This window comes from Clostridium fermenticellae (assembly GCF_003600355.1).
GTDB classification, from domain to species: Bacteria; Bacillota; Clostridia; order Clostridiales; family Clostridiaceae; genus Clostridium_AV; species Clostridium_AV fermenticellae.
The window spans coordinates 2,399,925-2,416,966 of sequence record NZ_CP032416.1 but is presented as its reverse complement, the minus strand read 5'-3'; the positions used below and the strand labels follow the sequence as shown (position 1 = coordinate 2,416,966).

Below are 17,042 nucleotides of genomic sequence, written 5' to 3'. Positions count from 1 at the left end.
AACTTTAAGTCTTAATTTGCATACTATGTAGAGTATAAGTAATTAAATTTAAAGGTGGTATTAATGTTTTATTGTCCATATGTTAATTATTTCAGACAAACTCAGGTACATGGGCATTTAAGATTGCTTCATGCTTCACCAAATTTATCGGCAGTTGATGTATATGCCAATGGATCACTTATTGCTAGAAATTTTAGATTTAAAAATTTTACTGAGTATATACCAGTTTCCCCAGGAAATTATAGAATTACAGTTTATCCATCTGGTAATTCAAGAGATATGATTTTGGATACAAATATAAGTGTTGGAGCGGGTAATATAATTACAGCAGCGATAATTGGAAGATCTCCAAGGATATCGATAAAAGTGATTATGGATCCGAGACTTCCTGTTGAAAGAAACAGATTAATGCTGAGATTTGTAAATTTATCTCCAGATCTTTCACCAACAAATTTAACATTTAGGAGGAATGACAGAACTATTTTTAACAATGTTAAATATCCTAATGCGACTGAATACACTGTACTTAGTCCTGGTGTATATAATTTTGAACTTAGAAATTCAAATGATAATAAGAGTATTTTATTAGTTCCAAATGTTAGACTTACTAGAAATAGATTTTATACCATGTATGCTGTTGGTTTGGCTAAAGGTGGACCACCACTGCAGGTATTGATAGCTTTAGACGGAAACAGTTATATTAGGTGATATGAATTCTCTGGCTTGCCGATTAACGTATACTCCGGTAAATATATACAACCCATTTTGAAATTCAAGACACCCAAATAAATTCGCAGATTCAGGGAAAATTTGGGTGTCTAGATTTTTTCTATTGGGGTTATGATTTATAATAGTATTGAAAGGAGAGATGCAGTAGTATGAGCTTACGATTTATATATGGAAGAGCTGGAAGTGGAAAAAGTTATTACTGCTTAAAAGATATAAAGAGAAGGATTGATGAAGGAAGCACTAATTCATTAATTTTGCTTGTGCCTGAACAGTTCTCATTCCAGGCAGAAAAAAATCTAATAGATACTATAGGAGAAAAGGGGATGTTTAAAGCTCAGATAATGAGTTTCAGAAGTATGGCATATAAGGTTTTAAATGAAGTTGGAGGAATTACACTTGAACATGTAAATTCATCAGGTAAGGATATGCTAATATATAAAATAATGAATGAAAATTCGTCTGAACTTAAAACATTCTCAAGATCAATTAAAAGACCCGGGTTTATAAGTATGATTTCTAATATAATAACAGAATTAAAAAGATATGATATAAATTCCGAAATACTTCAGAGTAAAGTTGATAGGATTGAAAATGAAAATTTGAAAGACAAACTTTATGATATAAGTCTTATTTTTTCAAAATTTGAGGAGAAACTCCATGAAAAATACATAGATGCAGAGGATGATTTATCGATACTTACAGGAAATCTATCTAAGTCTCACATGTTTGATCAAACTGAGATTTGGGTGGATGAATTTATAAGTTTTACACCTCAAGAGTATAATATTTTAGAAAAGCTTATGCTTAGTACTAAAAGGTTAAATGTAACTATATGCAGTGACTCTTTGAATGAAACAGGAATTTTAGAGGATACTGATCTGTTTTTGCCTACTAAATTTACTGAAGCAAAACTTTTACAGCTAGCTAAAGATAACAATATAAAATATGATAGACCTATAGCTTTAAAGTGTTCTCCATGTTATAGATTTAAAGATAGTTCAGAGATGCAGCACCTTGAAAAATATTTATTTTCATTTCCTTATAAAAAATATGATAGAGAGAATTTTAATATAGGGGTATTGAGAGCTTTAAACAAATACTCGGAGATAAAAGAAATAGCAAAGGATATAATAAGGATCTGCAGGGATTGTGATTTTAGATTTAAAGATATTGCAGTTGTAAGTGGAGATCTTGATGGATATGAGAATTTGATTAGAGCAATTTTTTCAGAATATGAAATACCATTTTTTATAGATAAAAAAAGAAAGATTTCTAATAATCCAATGGTTATCTTTATAATATCGGCAATTGAAATTATAGCAAAAAATTGGTCTTATGAATCTGTATTTAAATATTTAAAAACTGGATTTTTCGATATAACAAAAGATGAGGTAGATATAATTGAAAATTACGTTTTATCCAATGGTATAAGTGGTTCTAAATGGATAAAAGATGAATATTGGAAATTTAATATAAATTATAGTATAAATGATAAAGGAAAGAATTCATATGAAGGTGATATGCTTTCTAAAATAAATGATATTAGAAATAGAATAATAACGCCGCTTTTAAAATTATCAGACAGCATTAAGGGAAAAAAGACTGCAAGGCAAATCTGTATCGGAATCTATGATTTTATTTGTAATATACAATTTGCGGATAAAATTCAGTCGTCAATGGATAGATTTAGGAGTATAGGAGAACTTGATAAGGTAAATGAATATAATCAAATATGGGATATAATAGTAGAACTTTTAGATCAAATAGTTGAAGCTATAGGTGATGAAATTATATCCGTAGCAGAATTTTATAAGATATTTGCTACTGGTTTTGAAAAATATGAGATAGGAGTTATTCCTCCAGCACTGGATCAGGTCCTGGTTGGAAGTGTAACTAGAATAAAAAGTCATGATATAAATGCTCTTTATATAGTAGGTGTGAATGATGGTACATTTCCATCTCCCCTGCCAGATGAAGGAATATTATCAGATAATGACAGGGAAAATCTAAATAATTATGGTATAGAAATAGCTAAAAGTAGTAGAAATAGGGTATTTGAAGAGCAATTTTTGATTTATAGTACCTTAACTATTGTAAGTAAGTACTTGAAATTAAGCTATGTTGTTTCTGATGAAGATGGAAAAGGTAAAAGACCATCTGTTGTTATTTCTAGAATAAAGAAGCTGTTTCCAAATTTAAAAGAAGAAGATGCTGTAATTCATAGAGAAGATGATATCTCAAGTATTTATAGTATTGCCGGTCCAAATGCTGTGTTTAATGATCTTATAAGTAATATAAGGGAACATTCAAATGGAGAATATATGAATGGACTGTGGCTGGATGTGTATAGATGGTATAAGTTGAATGAGGATTGGAGTCAGAAATTAGACAGGGTATTAAGAGGCTTTCAATATACAAATGAAGTTTATATAAATGATACGGCAAAAGTTAGAAAATTATATGGAAGACACTTGAATATGAGTATTTCGAGACTTGAAAAATTTGTGCAGTGTCCATTTGCTTATTTTATACAATATGGATTAAAAGCAAAAGAGCGAAAAGTATATAAACTCACACCTCCGGATTTTGGAAGCTTCATTCATAGTATGCTGAAAATATTTTCAGATAGAATTAGCAAAGAAAAGCTTTCCTGGAGTGATCTTAATGAAAGTTGGTGTAAAGAACAGATAACAGATATAGTCGATCAAACCTTGAATGATATTCCGGGATCAATATTCAATAGTTCGAAGAGATATAATTATGCAGTCCATGAAGTGAAAAAGATATTAATAACATCTGTATGGCTTATAGCAAGACATATGAAAAAGAGTGATTTTAAACCTTTAGGCTATGAAGTCAGTTTCCAAAACGAAGGTGAATTTCCTCCCATATCAGTAGAACTTCATTCAGGAGAAACTGTTTCATTAATAGGAAAAATAGATAGATTAGATGGTATGGAGAATAAAGAAGAAACATATCTAAGAGTGGTAGATTATAAGTCTGGAACCAAAGAGTTTAAACTATCAGATGTGTATTATGGTCTTCAAATGCAGCTGTTAATATACCTTGATGTTATATTAACAGAATTTGAGGAAAAATATAATGATACATGTATACCGGGTGGAGTATTATATTTTAAGCTGGATGATCCAATTATAAAGGTTGAATCAGATATAGATGATCAGGATATAGAAAAAAGAATAGCAAGGGCTTTAAGGATGAATGGACTTATATTGAATGATCCGGGTGTAGTAAAGCGAATGGATAAAAGTATAGATAAGGTATCTGACATGATACCTGTAACTATGAAAAAAGATGGAAATATATCGGAAGCTAAATCATCAGTTGCTACATTAGAACAATTTAGTAACCTGAGAAGATATATAAGAGATATGATAGCTAAACTTTGTGAACAGATTCTAGAGGGAAATATAGATATAAGTCCATGCAGGAATAATAGAAATATAGCTTGCGATTATTGCATTTATTCATTTATATGTCAGTTTGATACTGGTATGAAAGGTAACAGATACAGAAATATGAAAGAAAAATCTGATAAGGAAGTGTGGGAGGAATTAAAACGCAGGTATGGTAAAGAGGAGTAGTATTATTTACTGCTCCCCTTTATTATATTGGAGGTGATAGGGAAAATTAAAAACTAACTAGAATATTTATGTGATTTGAAAAATTCTTATCTCTTATATATTTATTATATGGAGTATTTAAATATATGTGCATAATTTATAAAATATTAATTGGTAATCCTCCTGGCAGAGGTATAATTTCCAAGAGCACATATTTTTACAACATCACCTGTATGGGGAGCTTCAATAAATTTATTATCACCTATATACATCCCAACATGGTAGGCAGGTCTGCCAAAAAAAACTAGATCTCCTGGTTTAAGTAATGATCTGTCAGTAATATCTGTACCATAATTTTGTTGATTTTGTGATAATCTTGGTATGCTTACACCAAAATGGGCATAGACATATTGAACAAAACCCGAGCAATCAAATCCAGGGTCAGGCGATGTACCTCCCCATACATATTTTACACCTAAAAATTTAAATGCATAATTGACTATGGCATTATCAGTATTTGTAGTGTCTAAACTTTTTGAATCATCATCCTTTAATTGAGCTAAGAGAGCCTTTTCAGAATTTTTTTGCTCATTTAATAACTGTATCTTTTTATTTACATCATTCTTTAATTCTTCGAGATTTTTTTTATCAGAATCTAATTTATCACTTTCAAGTTTAATATTTTGTTTGTTTTGGCTTAGAGTTCTAAGAGTATCCTTATCAAAAGAGATAATTTTTTGGGCAGCTATTGCCTTATCTGCAAAATCAATTATATTTTTAGATGATAGCAGTAACTCTATGTAACCCTCAGACATACCATTGATATACATAGCACGTATTTGTTGTTTAGAGGCATCATTTAATTTCTGAATTTGGGTTGTTAGGTTTTTGATATTTGTTTCATTTTTTACTATATTTTTTTCAAGAGACTTTATTTTATTGTTATATGTATTTAAATTATCAATATTTTTTTCTATTTCATTATCGGCAATTTGTATTTTATTTTCAAGGTCATCTTCTTTATTTGTATTTGTTATTGAAATTTGGGTAGAAGATGGGCTTGCCAGCACATTTTTAGCATAAGCTGCATTTATTAATAAAGTAATTATCATAAAGCTTGTTATAAGTTTTTTATTGAACATATTAAAAATTAGGCAGTAGTGTAAGCTATGCCCATTCACATCCTTCCATATTGAAGATATATTACTAGTAAACACGTATTCTATTATACATTATTTTCATTGGATAATTTTTTAAACTTTTTTTAAACTTTTAAATGATTGTAATATATGAGTATATTGTCATAATTCGATTATTCTATGTAAAAAATGTATATTTTTATACTAAAAATATGATAATATAGATAGTATATGATACCGTATAATTTACCGTATATGTTTTTGTACAGAAGAATTTGTGTAATATTTACGATAATCCTTTATTATGCCATAAATAATAAGTATAATGTATATTAATTAAATTTAATATATTGTGGGTTGTTTATGGTATGAGAGGAGATTATGTAAAATGAAACAAATTTTTTATAAGAGCACAAGAGGGGACAGGAGATTATTTACTTCATCACAGGCTATACTTCAGGGGATAAGTGAAGATGGAGGATTATTTGTACCTGACAGTATACCTGATTTAACTCATGAAATAAATAGTATCGTGGATATGAACTATAAAGAATTGTCGTATCTAGTAATGAGTGAATTTTTTACTGACTTTGATGAATCAGAATTAAGAGAATGCGTAGGCAGAGCATATGATTCAAAATTTGATACTGAAAATATAGTAGAATTAAAAAAAGTGAGTAATGTATATTTTATGGAATTGTATCATGGACCTACACTGGCATTCAAGGATATGGCATTGTCAATACTTCCATATTTGATGAAAGTATCCGCTAAAAAGAATGATTTTAATAAAGATATTTTGATACTTACTGCCACATCTGGGGATACTGGGAAAGCAGCTTTAGAGAGTTTTTCAGGGGTAGATAGAATAAAAATAATAGTTTTATTCCCTAAAAATGGTGTGAGTAAGATACAGGAAATGCAAATGGTTACACAAGAAGGAGACAATACTTGCGTAATAGGATTGAATGGTAATTTTGATGATGCACAAACAGGTGTAAAGAATATATTTAAGGATAGTTTCTTTAATAAAAAATTATTTGATATGGGTTATGTATTGTCGTCAGCAAATTCTATAAATATAGGAAGGCTAATACCACAGATAGTATATTATTTTTATGGATATGCCAGTATGGTTAAGAACGGGCAAATAGATAAGAATGAAAAGATAAATGTAGTTGTTCCAACTGGGAATTTTGGGAATATACTTGCAGCATATTATGCTAAAAGTATGGGATTGCCCATAAAAAAATTGATATGTGCATCCAATGATAATAATGTACTTACTGACTTTATAAATAAGGGGATTTATGATAAAAACAGAGATTTTTTTGTGACTATATCGCCTTCAATGGATATACTTATATCTAGTAATTTAGAAAGGCTGTTATATTTAATAAGTGATTGTGATTGTAGTGAGGTTAAACAATTAATGAATTCATTAAATACTAATGGGGAGTATAGTATATCTCAGAATATGAAGGATGGCCTTAGGGATTTCTATGGAAACTTTGCAACTCAAAAAGAGACTTTGGATTCAATAAAAGAGATTTTTGATTCAGATAAATATCTTATTGACACGCATACTGCTGTTGCATATTCTGTATATAAAAAATATTTAGAGGAAACAAATGATAATACAAAGGTATTGATTGCATCTACTGCTAGTCCTTATAAATTTACAAAATTTGTGATGAAGGCTTTGGACAGCAAGTATTCTTATATGGATGATTTTTCTTTGATAAAAGAAATGAATAAAATAGGTTTTGTAAATATTCCTGATTCAATAAATGATTTAGAAAATAAGGAGATATTACATAAAATTGTATGTGATAAGAATCAAATTAGGACTAAGATTTTGGATTTTTTAAATAATTATAAATAGAAATATTAAAGATTAATTTTTATATATTAAGTTATATCTTCTTAAGCGAGGTTAAAAAATTAAACATGCATATTACATATGTTTACATTAAAATAGAATTGTATAATACTCATTATGGTACAATATTTATCATATAATTATTAATGTTAAATTTTAGAATAAATGGTGAATAGTAATATTTTATACTAGTCTAGTTTTAGGTAAATATGTTAAGGAGATATATATGTCGTCATTAGAGGATAAATATAATAAATTAAAGAAGGATTATGAAAGCTATCAAAGAGTAGCTGAAGAAACTATGCAAAAGCAAAGTTCTAAGATAATAGAATTGGATGAAAAGGTCAATATGTTATCTTTAATAATGAAAATAAGTGAGTATATAAATAAATTTTTAGGAAGTGATCAATTAGTATTTACTATAAACGATATAATGATAGGAATACTAGGTGTTACATATTCTAGTGTTTATTTATTAAAAGACGATAAATTAGAATTAATGGTTTCCAATCTTGACAAGACTAAACATCATTTTATGATTAAAGAATTTAATGAAAATCAGGACAAATTGGAGGTATTATTAATTAACTCGCAAGATGATATCTCTAGAGACGAGAATATGCAAATACATTCATGTATTTGCATGCCAATATATTTAAATGATGTTATTCTAGGAGCTATAGTGGTGGAGCATAATATGTATAATTATTTGACAGAAGAACATATCAGGCTTTTAAAAGCATTAAGTAATCATTTAGCCATCTGTCTTGAAAATAATAAACTATATAATCAGACTAAGAGAAGTTCAGAAAGAGATTTTTTAACAATGCTTTATAACAGAAACTATTTTTTTTCTGTTATAAATAAAAAAATTTCAGATGGTGAAAGAAATTTTTCAATCATTATGATAGATGTAGATGATTTTAAAAAGTGTAATGATACCTATGGTCATCAGTTTGGTGATTTGGTTTTAAAGAATATATGCGAAATTATAAGCAATAATATTAGAAAAGATGATATAATTGCAAGATATGGCGGAGAAGAAATAATAATATATATGAATAATGTTAAAAATATGGAAAGCGTTTATAACAGAATGGAGTCTATACGAAAAGATATAGAGAATACAGTAGTAAACTTTAAAGGTATAAGTTATAAAATAACGATATCTATAGGTATAGCTGTTGTCAAGGATGATGATAAGAATTTACACCAAATAATAGAAAGAGCAGACATGAATTTGTACAAAGCTAAGAATTTAGGTAAAAATGTAGTAGTATATTAAATGAATTGAGGAGTTTATATTATAGTAGTAAAATTAGATTGGGTGATTTTATGAGTACGAATTGGACGTATGAGCAAAAACAAGCTATTTATACTAAAAACTGCAATTTATTAGTTGCTGCAGGAGCGGGTGCGGGTAAAACTGCGGTGCTTGTCAAAAGAATAATAGAAAAAATAACCGATTCTGATAATGGAATTGATATAGATAAATTATTAGTTGTTACATTTACAAATGCAGCTGCATCGGAAATGAAAGAAAGGATAGGAGATGCAATATCAAAAGAACTCGAGGAAAAACCAGAATCTAAAAATCTTCAGAAACAACTCATACTTTTGAATAAAGCAAATATAATGACTATACATTCGTTTTGCCTAAAAATTATAAGGGAAAACTTTCATGTAGTAGATTTAGATCCTAATTTTAGAGTATGTGATGATACAGAGGCTGTCCTTCTTAAACAAGAGGCGTTGGATGATGTTATGGAAGATATGTATGATAGTGACGATCCAGAACTTTTGAAGCTTTTAGAATGTTATGGAAGAAAAAATGATTTTAATGTTCAAAACCTAATTTTAGACCTGCACAGATTTTCTACAAGTAATCCATATCCTAAAAAATGGCTTGTAGAAATGGCAGAAGAGTTTAATGTAGACCCAAACTTTGATTTTGGTAAATCCAAATGGGCAGAGATGCTTGTTAAATATGTAAATGTTGAAATAACAGCATGTCTTCATAACCTGGAAAAGGCTTTAACCATAGTTAAGAATGCAAGTGGGATCAGTTACTATATAGACCCTCTTGAACATGACATTTATAATATGAAGCTTATATTGTCCTGTGAAAATTGGGATTCTATGAACAGTGTATTTAAAACTGTTAACTTTGATAAGCTCCCCGCTAAAAAAAATAAGGATGCTGATAAAGAGGCAAAGGAAAAAGCAAAGGGAATAAGGGATAATGTCAAGAAAAAGGTTTTAGCTATAATATCTGATATATTTGTAGAGAATAAGAATATATCGAAGGATATAAAACATGTGTATTTTGTATTAAAATCGTTAGTTGATGTTGTTATAGCATTTGATGATAGATTTAGCATTAAAAAGAGGGAAAGAGGAGTCATAGACTTTAATGATATAGAACATTTTTGCCTTGAAATACTCACAGAGACTCACGATAACAAAATACTTCCATCTAAAGTGGCACTTGGATATAGGGATGATTTTGACGAGATACTTATAGATGAGTATCAGGACAGCAATGAAGTTCAGGAAGTTATAATGAATTCAATATCAAAAAAGGACCCTTTTCCCAATATGTTTATGGTTGGCGATGTAAAGCAGAGTATATATAAATTTAGAAAGGCAAAACCAGAATTATTTCTTCATAAATATAATACATATTCTGAAGAAAAAAATAGTTTGAACAGAAAAATAAAACTCTTTAAAAACTTTAGAAGCAGGAAGGAAATAATAGATGGTGTTAACTATGTGTTTAATCAAATAATGTCTAGAAGGGTTGGAGAAATTGATTATGATGAATCTGAATTTTTAGAATGTGCTGCTAGCTTTGAAAAGACAGATAATGACATGCCAATAGAGTTAGATCTGATAGATAAAAGTGAATCAAAAAATGATGCTGACCTTATTATAGATGACGGTGATGAAGAGAATCCAGATAATATACAGATAGAAGCAAGATTGGTAGCAAAAAAAATAAATGAACTTGTAAATGGAGACAGCAGCTTTTTAATTTATGATAAAACTATAGATGCTTATAGAAAGGTAGAATATAGGGATATTGTTATACTTTTAAGAGCAACTTCAAATTGGGCTTCGGTTTATGTTCAAGAGTTAATGGAAAAAGGAATACCCGTATTTGCAGATACAGCTATTGGATATTTTGATTCCTCGGAGATAAAAACTATCATGTGTATGCTTAAAATAGTAGATAATCCGATGCAGGATATACCTCTTTTAGCTGTATTAAGGTCTCCAATAGAGTCATTTGAACCAGAAGAATTAATAGATATAAGGATGGTAAATAAAGATATAAATTTCTACAGTGCAATGAAACTAATAGATCAGTATTTTGAGGATGATGCATGCGAAGAAGATAAGATTGTAGATTATACCCTGGATCATATAAGTTTAAAATTAAAAAACAAAGTGTCTGCATTTTTAAATAGACTTGATGTTTGGAGAGATAAATCCATGAATATGGATTTGAATAACTTTATATGGTATTTGTACACTGATACAGGTTACTATGGTTTTGTAGGTGCTATGCCGGGCGGAAGCCAAAGGCAGGCTAACTTAAGAATGTTGTTTGACAAAGCTGTTCAATATGAGAACACTAGTTATAAGGGTCTGTTTAATTTTATAAATTTTATAGATAAAGTTAAAAATAGCAGTGGAGATATGGGAAGTGCAAAGATTCTTGGAGAAAATGAGAATGTGGTAAAGATCATGAGTATACATAAGAGTAAAGGACTTGAATTTCCTATTGTAATACTCTCTGGAACAGGTAAAAACTTTAATTTAATGGATGCTAATAAGAGTATATTATTTCACAGTGATCTTGGATTTGGAGCAGATTTTATTGATGCAGAGAGAAGAATAAGTTATCCTACACTTCAAAAACAGATAATAAAGAGAAAAATAAAATTAGAGACATTATCTGAAGAGATGAGAATACTTTATGTGGCATTAACTAGAGCAAAGGAAAAGCTTATTTTAACGGGCATGGTAAATAATATAGAAAAAACTTGTCACAGATGGTGCGAGTGTACAGAAGTTAAAGAGGAAAAAATACCTGAATATTATACAATAAGTGCAAGAAGTTATCTTGACTGGATAGGAGGAGCACTTTCAAGGCATAAAGATGGAAAGCTTATAAGACGACTCGGACAAATTAATGTATCAAAGTATGTTATAGAAGATAATTCTAAGTGGACGATAAATTTGTATGACAAATCTATTTTTAGAAAGAAGATTTATGATGATTCTGAAAATGATGTACTAAAATATATAAATGATATAAACTTAGATTCCAATATTAGCGAGTTTGGAGACGAGGTATCAAGAAGACTTAATTGGAAATATAAATATAGAGATGCACAAAATATAAGTGCCAAAATGTCAATATCAGAACTTAAAAGAAAATTTTTATTATCACAGGATGGTGATAGTGAAGTTATATTTAAAAATACTTCATTAAATACTCCAAAGTTTTTAAAGGAGACTAAGAATATATCAGGTGCAGAAAGAGGTACAATTGTGCACCTAGTTCTTCAGAAACTTGACTTAAAAAATGTACTTAGATCGCAGGACATAGCTCATCAGATTGAGGGCCTAATAACAAAAAATTTTATAACACAAGAAGAAGCTAAATGTGTTGATGTACAGAAGATATTAAGGCTTTTTACATCTAAGCTTGGCAAGAGAATGCTTAATTCAAATAATGTCTATAGAGAGAAACAATTTATCATAAATTTAAGTAGTAGTGAGATATATGAAGATTTGCCAAAGAAATTATATGAAGATGAAAAAATATTAGTTCAAGGTATAATAGATTGTTATTTTGAAGAGGATGATGAACTTGTTGTAATTGATTATAAAACAGACTATATAGAGGATATAGGGGATATTAAGCGAAAATATGAGTTCCAACTTAAGTATTATGCGAAGGCTTTAGAATTAATTACAGGTAAGAAGGTTAAGAATAAGTATTTATATTTGCTTTATAATAATACGGCTGTTGAAATTTAGGATATATATGTATATAATAATAGTATATTAATAATAACGTTTGTGGGGGTGCCGCTTGAGGCTGAGAGGAGTTTCCAACCCTTTGAACCTGATCCAGTTAATATTGGCGTAGGGAAGCAAAAATTAAGAATTTTATGCATTGCTTTTCAGCAGTGCATTTTTATTTTGAGGCAAAACTTTGTAAAAGGGGTGTATAAATTGAAAAAAGTACTAACGATTGCTGGCTCTGATAGCTGTGGTGGTGCTGGAATACAGGCAGATTTAAAAACAATGAGTGCACTTGGTGTTTATGGAATGAGTGTTATAACAGCAATAACTGCACAAAATACAGTTGGAGTTAAAAAATCAATGGATGTAGATAGTGATATGATTGAAGCACAGATTAAGGCTATATTTGATGATATAAAGGTTGATGCAGTAAAAATAGGTATGGTGTCAAACAGTAACAGTATAGAAGTTATAAAAAAATTACTGATAAAATACAAAGCATCAAATATAGTGCTTGACCCTGTCATGGTATCTAAAAGCGGATATCACTTGCTTAAAGTAAAGGCAGAGGAGTCTTTGAAACAACTTGTTGAAATTGCAGATTTAGTCACACCTAATATACCTGAAGCAGAGGTTTTAGCAAAGATGAAGATAAAGAATGAAGACGATATGAAAGAAGCAGCCAAAAGAATAGAGGCCTTAGGGGCAAAAAATGTGCTGGTTAAAGGTGGACACAGGCTTAATGATGCAAATGATATATTGCTGACCGGGAATTATTTTATAAAGGTAAAAGGAAAGAGAATAGATACAAAAAATACACATGGAACCGGCTGTACGTTGTCATCTGCAATAGCTTCATTTTTAAGTCGTGGTTTAAGTATATCGGAGGCAGTTAGGTTTTCTAAAGAGTACATAACTAAAGCAATTGAAAATTCTTTTTCAATCGGAAATGGAGTTGGTCCTGTTGGACATTTTGTAGAATTATATAAATCTGCAGGTATAAAATTTTAATTACAAAATTTATAGGGTTTATAAATGAAAAGTTAATCCATCCCCCGGGAGATACTGTCAAAATCCGGTACTATAAATGCTTTTAGTAATTCTAAAGCCCGGTATTTTGAAAATCCCGGCCTATGCATAAGTTAAGCTTGAACTTGTAAATTCTATATATAAATTAGGGGGTAATAAGATGTATAATGATGAGATTATGAATAAAGTTTCAAGGGTGTTAACTGAAATAAGAAAGAAGGTTCCTCTTGTTGATTGTATTACTAATGGTGTAACGATAAATGACTGTGCAAATATATTGCTTGCATTTGGAGGATCACCGGCAATGTGTGAAGCGTATGATGAGGTTTTTGATTTTGTAAAGATATCATCGGCACTATATATAAATCTTGGAACACTCAGTAAAGAGCAGGAGACAGCTGATGTCCTTGCAAGTATTTCTGCAAAAATAAATGATGTACCAGTTGTACTAGATCCAGTAGCATGTGGAGCAATACCTAGAAGATTTTCAGTTATAAATAGAATTTCTGAAGTTGGACGTATAGATGTTATAAAGGGAAATGTTGGAGAAATAAAATTCTTAGCAGGAGTGGATTCAAATGTAAGAGGAGTTGATTCGCTGGATGATGGGGAAGGTGTACTAGAAGCCTGCATTAATGTTGCCAATAAATATAAGTGTGTGGTTGCTGCTACCGGAAAGAAGGATTATATTACAGATGGAGTGAAAATTGCTATTATAAAAAATGGTGTTGAAATGTTTACTAAAATAACTGGAGCAGGATGCATGCTTGGAGCGCTTTGTGGTGCTGCAGCTGGAGCTTATGAAGATAAATTTTTATCTACTACTGCAGCAATACTGTCAATGAATCTGGCAGGTGAAGCGGCTTATGAGGAAGCTAAACTTCCTGGAAGTTTTAGAGTTAAATTGATGGATTGTATTTACAGTTTAACCGAAAAAAGATTGAAAGAAGAAGGGAAAATTGAATGGAAGTAGATTATAGATTATATCTTGTAACAGACAGGGACTATTTAGATGATGTTGAATTAAAAGATGCAGTTGAGCAGGCTATTCTAGGTGGTACAACATTGGTACAGGTAAGGGAAAAGCATGCATCTACTAGAGAATTTTATAAGATAGCACTTCAGGTGAAATCAATTACTGACTATTATAATGTACCTATAATAATAAATGATAGAATAGATGTTGCAAAAGCTGTTGATGCAGATGGTGTACACATAGGTCAAAGTGATATGCCACTTAAAATAGCAAGGAAAATGCTTGGACATGATAAGATTATAGGAGTTTCAGCGGGTAATATAAAGGAAGCTTTAGAAGCGCAAAAAGGTGGAGCAGATTATGTTGGACTTGGGGCCGCATTTTATACGGGAACTAAAAAAGATATAGATAAACCTATAGGGATAGATGGTTTAAAAAAGATATGTGATGAAATAACTATTCCTTCTGTTGCAATTGGTGGTGTAAATGAAACAAATTATAAAGATGTATTAAAATCAGGAGTTACAGGTATATCTGTAGTATCAGCAATACTTGGCAAAAAGGATTTCAAGAGAGCTGCCCAAAACTTATTATAAAAATATAAAAAGTTTATGTTAAAATTCACCTTTCTAATCTACATAAGGTTTATAAATCCCGGTCTGCGCATAAGTTAAGCTTGGAATTTTACAAACCCTATATAGGTTAAAAAAGTGAATTTTTATATTTAATAAATTATCTCATACTACTTTACAAATTTAGTATGCTAAAGTATAATAGTATCTATAATAAATCTGTAATTTAGGGGGATAAAAAATGAAAAAAAAATTTATACTTGTAACGTTGACTTTATTTATTTTTAGTATATTATTTGCAGGTTGTACTACGACTAATCAATCTAAAGATGCTTCATGGGATGATATTAAACAAAAAGGACAATTTGTAGTAGGATTGGATGATAGTTTTCCTCCAATGGGATTTAAGGATGACAAAGGTCAGATTGTGGGATTTGATATAGATCTTGCGAAAGAAGCTGCAAAGAGAATGGGCGTAAAGGTTGTATTTAAACCAGTTCAGTGGGATGGAGTATTATTAAGTTTGAAAAATAAAGATATAGATGTTATATGGAATGGGCTTACAATTACTGACAAGAGAAAACAGCAGATAGCTTTTTCCAAACCATATCTTCAAAATAAGCAAATAATAGTTGTGAAAAATGATTCAACTATTAAAAACAAGAAGGATCTAGCTCAAAAAAAGGTAGGCCTTCAGCTTGGAAGTAGCAGTGAAACTGCATTAAAAGCAGATAATACTACACTTAAATCATTAAAAGAGGTTAAAAAATACTCTGATAATACAGAGGCACTTATGGATTTAAAAGATGGACGTGTTGATGCTGTAGTTGCAGATGAAGTAGTTGCAAGGTATTATATAAATAAAACTAAGGGAGTATATAAAGTTTTAAATGATGATTTTAAAAAGGAAGAGTATGGTGTTGGAATAAGAAAAACTGATATTAGTTTCAAGGAAAAACTTGATAAAGCTTTGGATGATATGAAAAAAGACGGCACTGTTAATAAAATATCACAAAAGTGGTTTGGAGAGTCCGTTACGGAAAAATAAAGATGTTAGGAAGTGTTTTTAGGTGTCTAATTTTACAGATATGATGACGAGTATGTTAAGCGGAGGTATATTGACATTAAAGTTATTTTTGATAGTAGCCGTATTATCAGTAGCAATAGGTATTGTAGTTGCTATTGGCAAGATTTCGAAAATAACTCCATTAAGAGTTATTCTAAGCTTTTATACGTGGATTTTTAGAGGTACTCCTCTGCTATTACAACTTTTTTTCATTTATTTTGGATTGCCTGCAGTTGGTATAAAATTAGAACCTATGACAGCTTCCGTTATAGCTTTTACCATAAATTATGCTGCATATCTAGCTGAAATATTTAGGGCCGGTATAGATTCTATAGATAAAGGACAGTTTGAGGCAGCAAAGGTTCTTGGAATGAATTATAGGCAGACTATGATGAAAATAATAATACCACAAGCCCTTAGAAATGTTATTCCACCTATTTGCAATGAATCGACAAATCTGATAAAGGATACGGCAATGGTTGCAGCTATTGGTGTTGGTGATTTACTTAGAGGAGCAAAAGAGGTTGTAATGAATGATTTTACAATAACTCCTTTTATAGCGGCAGGCATTGTATACTTGGCAGTTATATCTGTATTGGTTTTGATATTTAGAAAGCTTGAAAATAAGTATGTAATATCTTAGCAACTATAATACGCAATTTGCATATATTGCGTATTAAGCATTGTTGTAAGATTATATGCACATAAGGACAAACTCAACTCACACCGCAGAGGTATACTCACAAACTTCGGCACCCTAAAAAAGTTTTAACATCTCTAGGCTTGCCTTTTAAAAATTTTAGTAGATTATATAAACTCGCTTTGCTCAAACATATATAATCTACTAAAATTTTTCTAAAAGGCTTCGCTAAGAGATGTAAAAAACTTTTTAGATGTGCCTTCAGTTTCCAGGTATACCTCTGTGGTATGAGTTGAGTTTGTCCTTATAAGTTATATACTTAAATCAATAAATGCTTTATATACTAATAAAAGTATATAAATAATTATATAACTTATGTAAACTT

At 30.1% G+C, this 17,042-nt stretch carries 11 protein-coding genes and 1 riboswitch; of the genes, 10 read left to right on the top strand and 1 reads right to left on the bottom strand.

The annotated features are described in order from the left end of the window. The first annotated feature begins 63 nt into the window (after window positions 1-63). Both D4Z93_RS11220 and addB read left to right on the top strand, forming a co-directional pair. Window positions 64-708 carry a DUF4397 domain-containing protein gene (locus D4Z93_RS11220; RefSeq protein WP_119973592.1) on the top strand — a complete coding sequence of 215 codons (645 nt, stop codon included), beginning with the start codon at window positions 64-66 and terminating at the stop codon, window positions 706-708. A 170-nt stretch (window positions 709-878) separates the two neighbouring features. Beyond that, on the top strand, window positions 879-4,334 hold the full coding sequence (addB, locus tag D4Z93_RS11215) for a helicase-exonuclease AddAB subunit AddB (protein ID WP_119973590.1): 3,456 nt from the start codon (window positions 879-881) through the stop codon (window positions 4,332-4,334). Between the two features lie 146 nt (window positions 4,335-4,480). Here the strand turns inward: addB and D4Z93_RS11210 are convergent, their stop codons facing one another. After that, window positions 4,481-5,425, bottom strand: a complete 945-nt coding sequence (locus D4Z93_RS11210; RefSeq protein WP_243105936.1) for a C40 family peptidase — start codon at window positions 5,423-5,425, stop codon at window positions 4,481-4,483. A gap of 415 nt (window positions 5,426-5,840) precedes the next feature. On the opposite strand from D4Z93_RS11210, the gene thrC reads away from it, so the two are divergent. The 8 genes from thrC to D4Z93_RS11170 all read left to right on the top strand — a co-directional run bounded on the left by thrC (window position 5,841) and on the right by D4Z93_RS11170 (window position 16,660). Then, a complete protein-coding gene (gene thrC, locus D4Z93_RS11205) occupies window positions 5,841-7,337 on the top strand; it encodes a threonine synthase (protein WP_119973586.1) in 1,497 nt (498 codons plus the stop codon). A 223-nt stretch (window positions 7,338-7,560) separates the two neighbouring features. Then, on the top strand, window positions 7,561-8,619 hold the full coding sequence (locus D4Z93_RS11200; RefSeq protein ID WP_119973585.1) for a sensor domain-containing diguanylate cyclase: 1,059 nt from the start codon (window positions 7,561-7,563) through the stop codon (window positions 8,617-8,619). Between the two features lie 50 nt (window positions 8,620-8,669). Continuing rightward, on the top strand, window positions 8,670-12,386 hold the full coding sequence (gene addA / locus D4Z93_RS11195) for a helicase-exonuclease AddAB subunit AddA (protein ID WP_119973583.1): 3,717 nt from the start codon (window positions 8,670-8,672) through the stop codon (window positions 12,384-12,386). A gap of 34 nt (window positions 12,387-12,420) precedes the next feature. Beyond that, a riboswitch (TPP riboswitch) is annotated at window positions 12,421-12,519 on the top strand. Between the two features lie 65 nt (window positions 12,520-12,584). Then, the gene (thiD, locus tag D4Z93_RS11190) at window positions 12,585-13,385 is read left to right on the top strand and encodes a bifunctional hydroxymethylpyrimidine kinase/phosphomethylpyrimidine kinase (RefSeq protein WP_119974325.1); all 801 of its coding nucleotides are present in this window, start codon (window positions 12,585-12,587) and stop codon (window positions 13,383-13,385) included. A gap of 178 nt (window positions 13,386-13,563) precedes the next feature. After that, entirely contained in the window at window positions 13,564-14,376 is an 813-nt protein-coding gene (gene thiM, locus D4Z93_RS11185) for a hydroxyethylthiazole kinase (protein WP_119973581.1), read from the top strand. Further along, entirely contained in the window at window positions 14,367-14,975 is a 609-nt protein-coding gene (gene thiE / locus D4Z93_RS11180) for a thiamine phosphate synthase (RefSeq protein WP_119973579.1), read from the top strand. Before thiM ends, thiE begins: the two co-directional genes overlap by 10 nt. A 217-nt stretch (window positions 14,976-15,192) precedes the next feature. Next, on the top strand, window positions 15,193-15,999 hold the full coding sequence (locus D4Z93_RS11175) for an amino acid ABC transporter substrate-binding protein (protein WP_119973578.1): 807 nt from the start codon (window positions 15,193-15,195) through the stop codon (window positions 15,997-15,999). A gap of 22 nt (window positions 16,000-16,021) precedes the next feature. After that, complete coding sequence (locus D4Z93_RS11170; protein WP_119973576.1) at window positions 16,022-16,660, top strand: amino acid ABC transporter permease; 639 nt, start codon at window positions 16,022-16,024, stop codon at window positions 16,658-16,660. The last annotated feature ends 382 nt before the right edge of the window (window positions 16,661-17,042 follow it).

What these genes read in the sequence shown, in the direction of transcription:
- D4Z93_RS11220 (WP_119973592.1), top strand. Translation starts at nt 64, where the DNA reads ATGTTTTATTGTCCATATGTTAATTATTTCAGACAAACTCAGGTACAT.
- addB (WP_119973590.1), top strand. Translation starts at nt 879, where the DNA reads ATGAGCTTACGATTTATATATGGAAGAGCTGGAAGTGGAAAAAGTTAT.
- D4Z93_RS11210 (WP_243105936.1), bottom strand. Translation starts at nt 5,425, where the DNA reads ATGATAATTACTTTATTAATAAATGCAGCTTATGCTAAAAATGTGCTG.
- thrC (WP_119973586.1), top strand. Translation starts at nt 5,841, where the DNA reads ATGAAACAAATTTTTTATAAGAGCACAAGAGGGGACAGGAGATTATTT.
- D4Z93_RS11200 (WP_119973585.1), top strand. Translation starts at nt 7,561, where the DNA reads ATGTCGTCATTAGAGGATAAATATAATAAATTAAAGAAGGATTATGAA.
- addA (WP_119973583.1), top strand. Translation starts at nt 8,670, where the DNA reads ATGAGTACGAATTGGACGTATGAGCAAAAACAAGCTATTTATACTAAA.
- thiM (WP_119973581.1), top strand. Translation starts at nt 13,564, where the DNA reads ATGTATAATGATGAGATTATGAATAAAGTTTCAAGGGTGTTAACTGAA.
- thiE (WP_119973579.1), top strand. Translation starts at nt 14,367, where the DNA reads ATGGAAGTAGATTATAGATTATATCTTGTAACAGACAGGGACTATTTA.
- D4Z93_RS11175 (WP_119973578.1), top strand. Translation starts at nt 15,193, where the DNA reads ATGAAAAAAAAATTTATACTTGTAACGTTGACTTTATTTATTTTTAGT.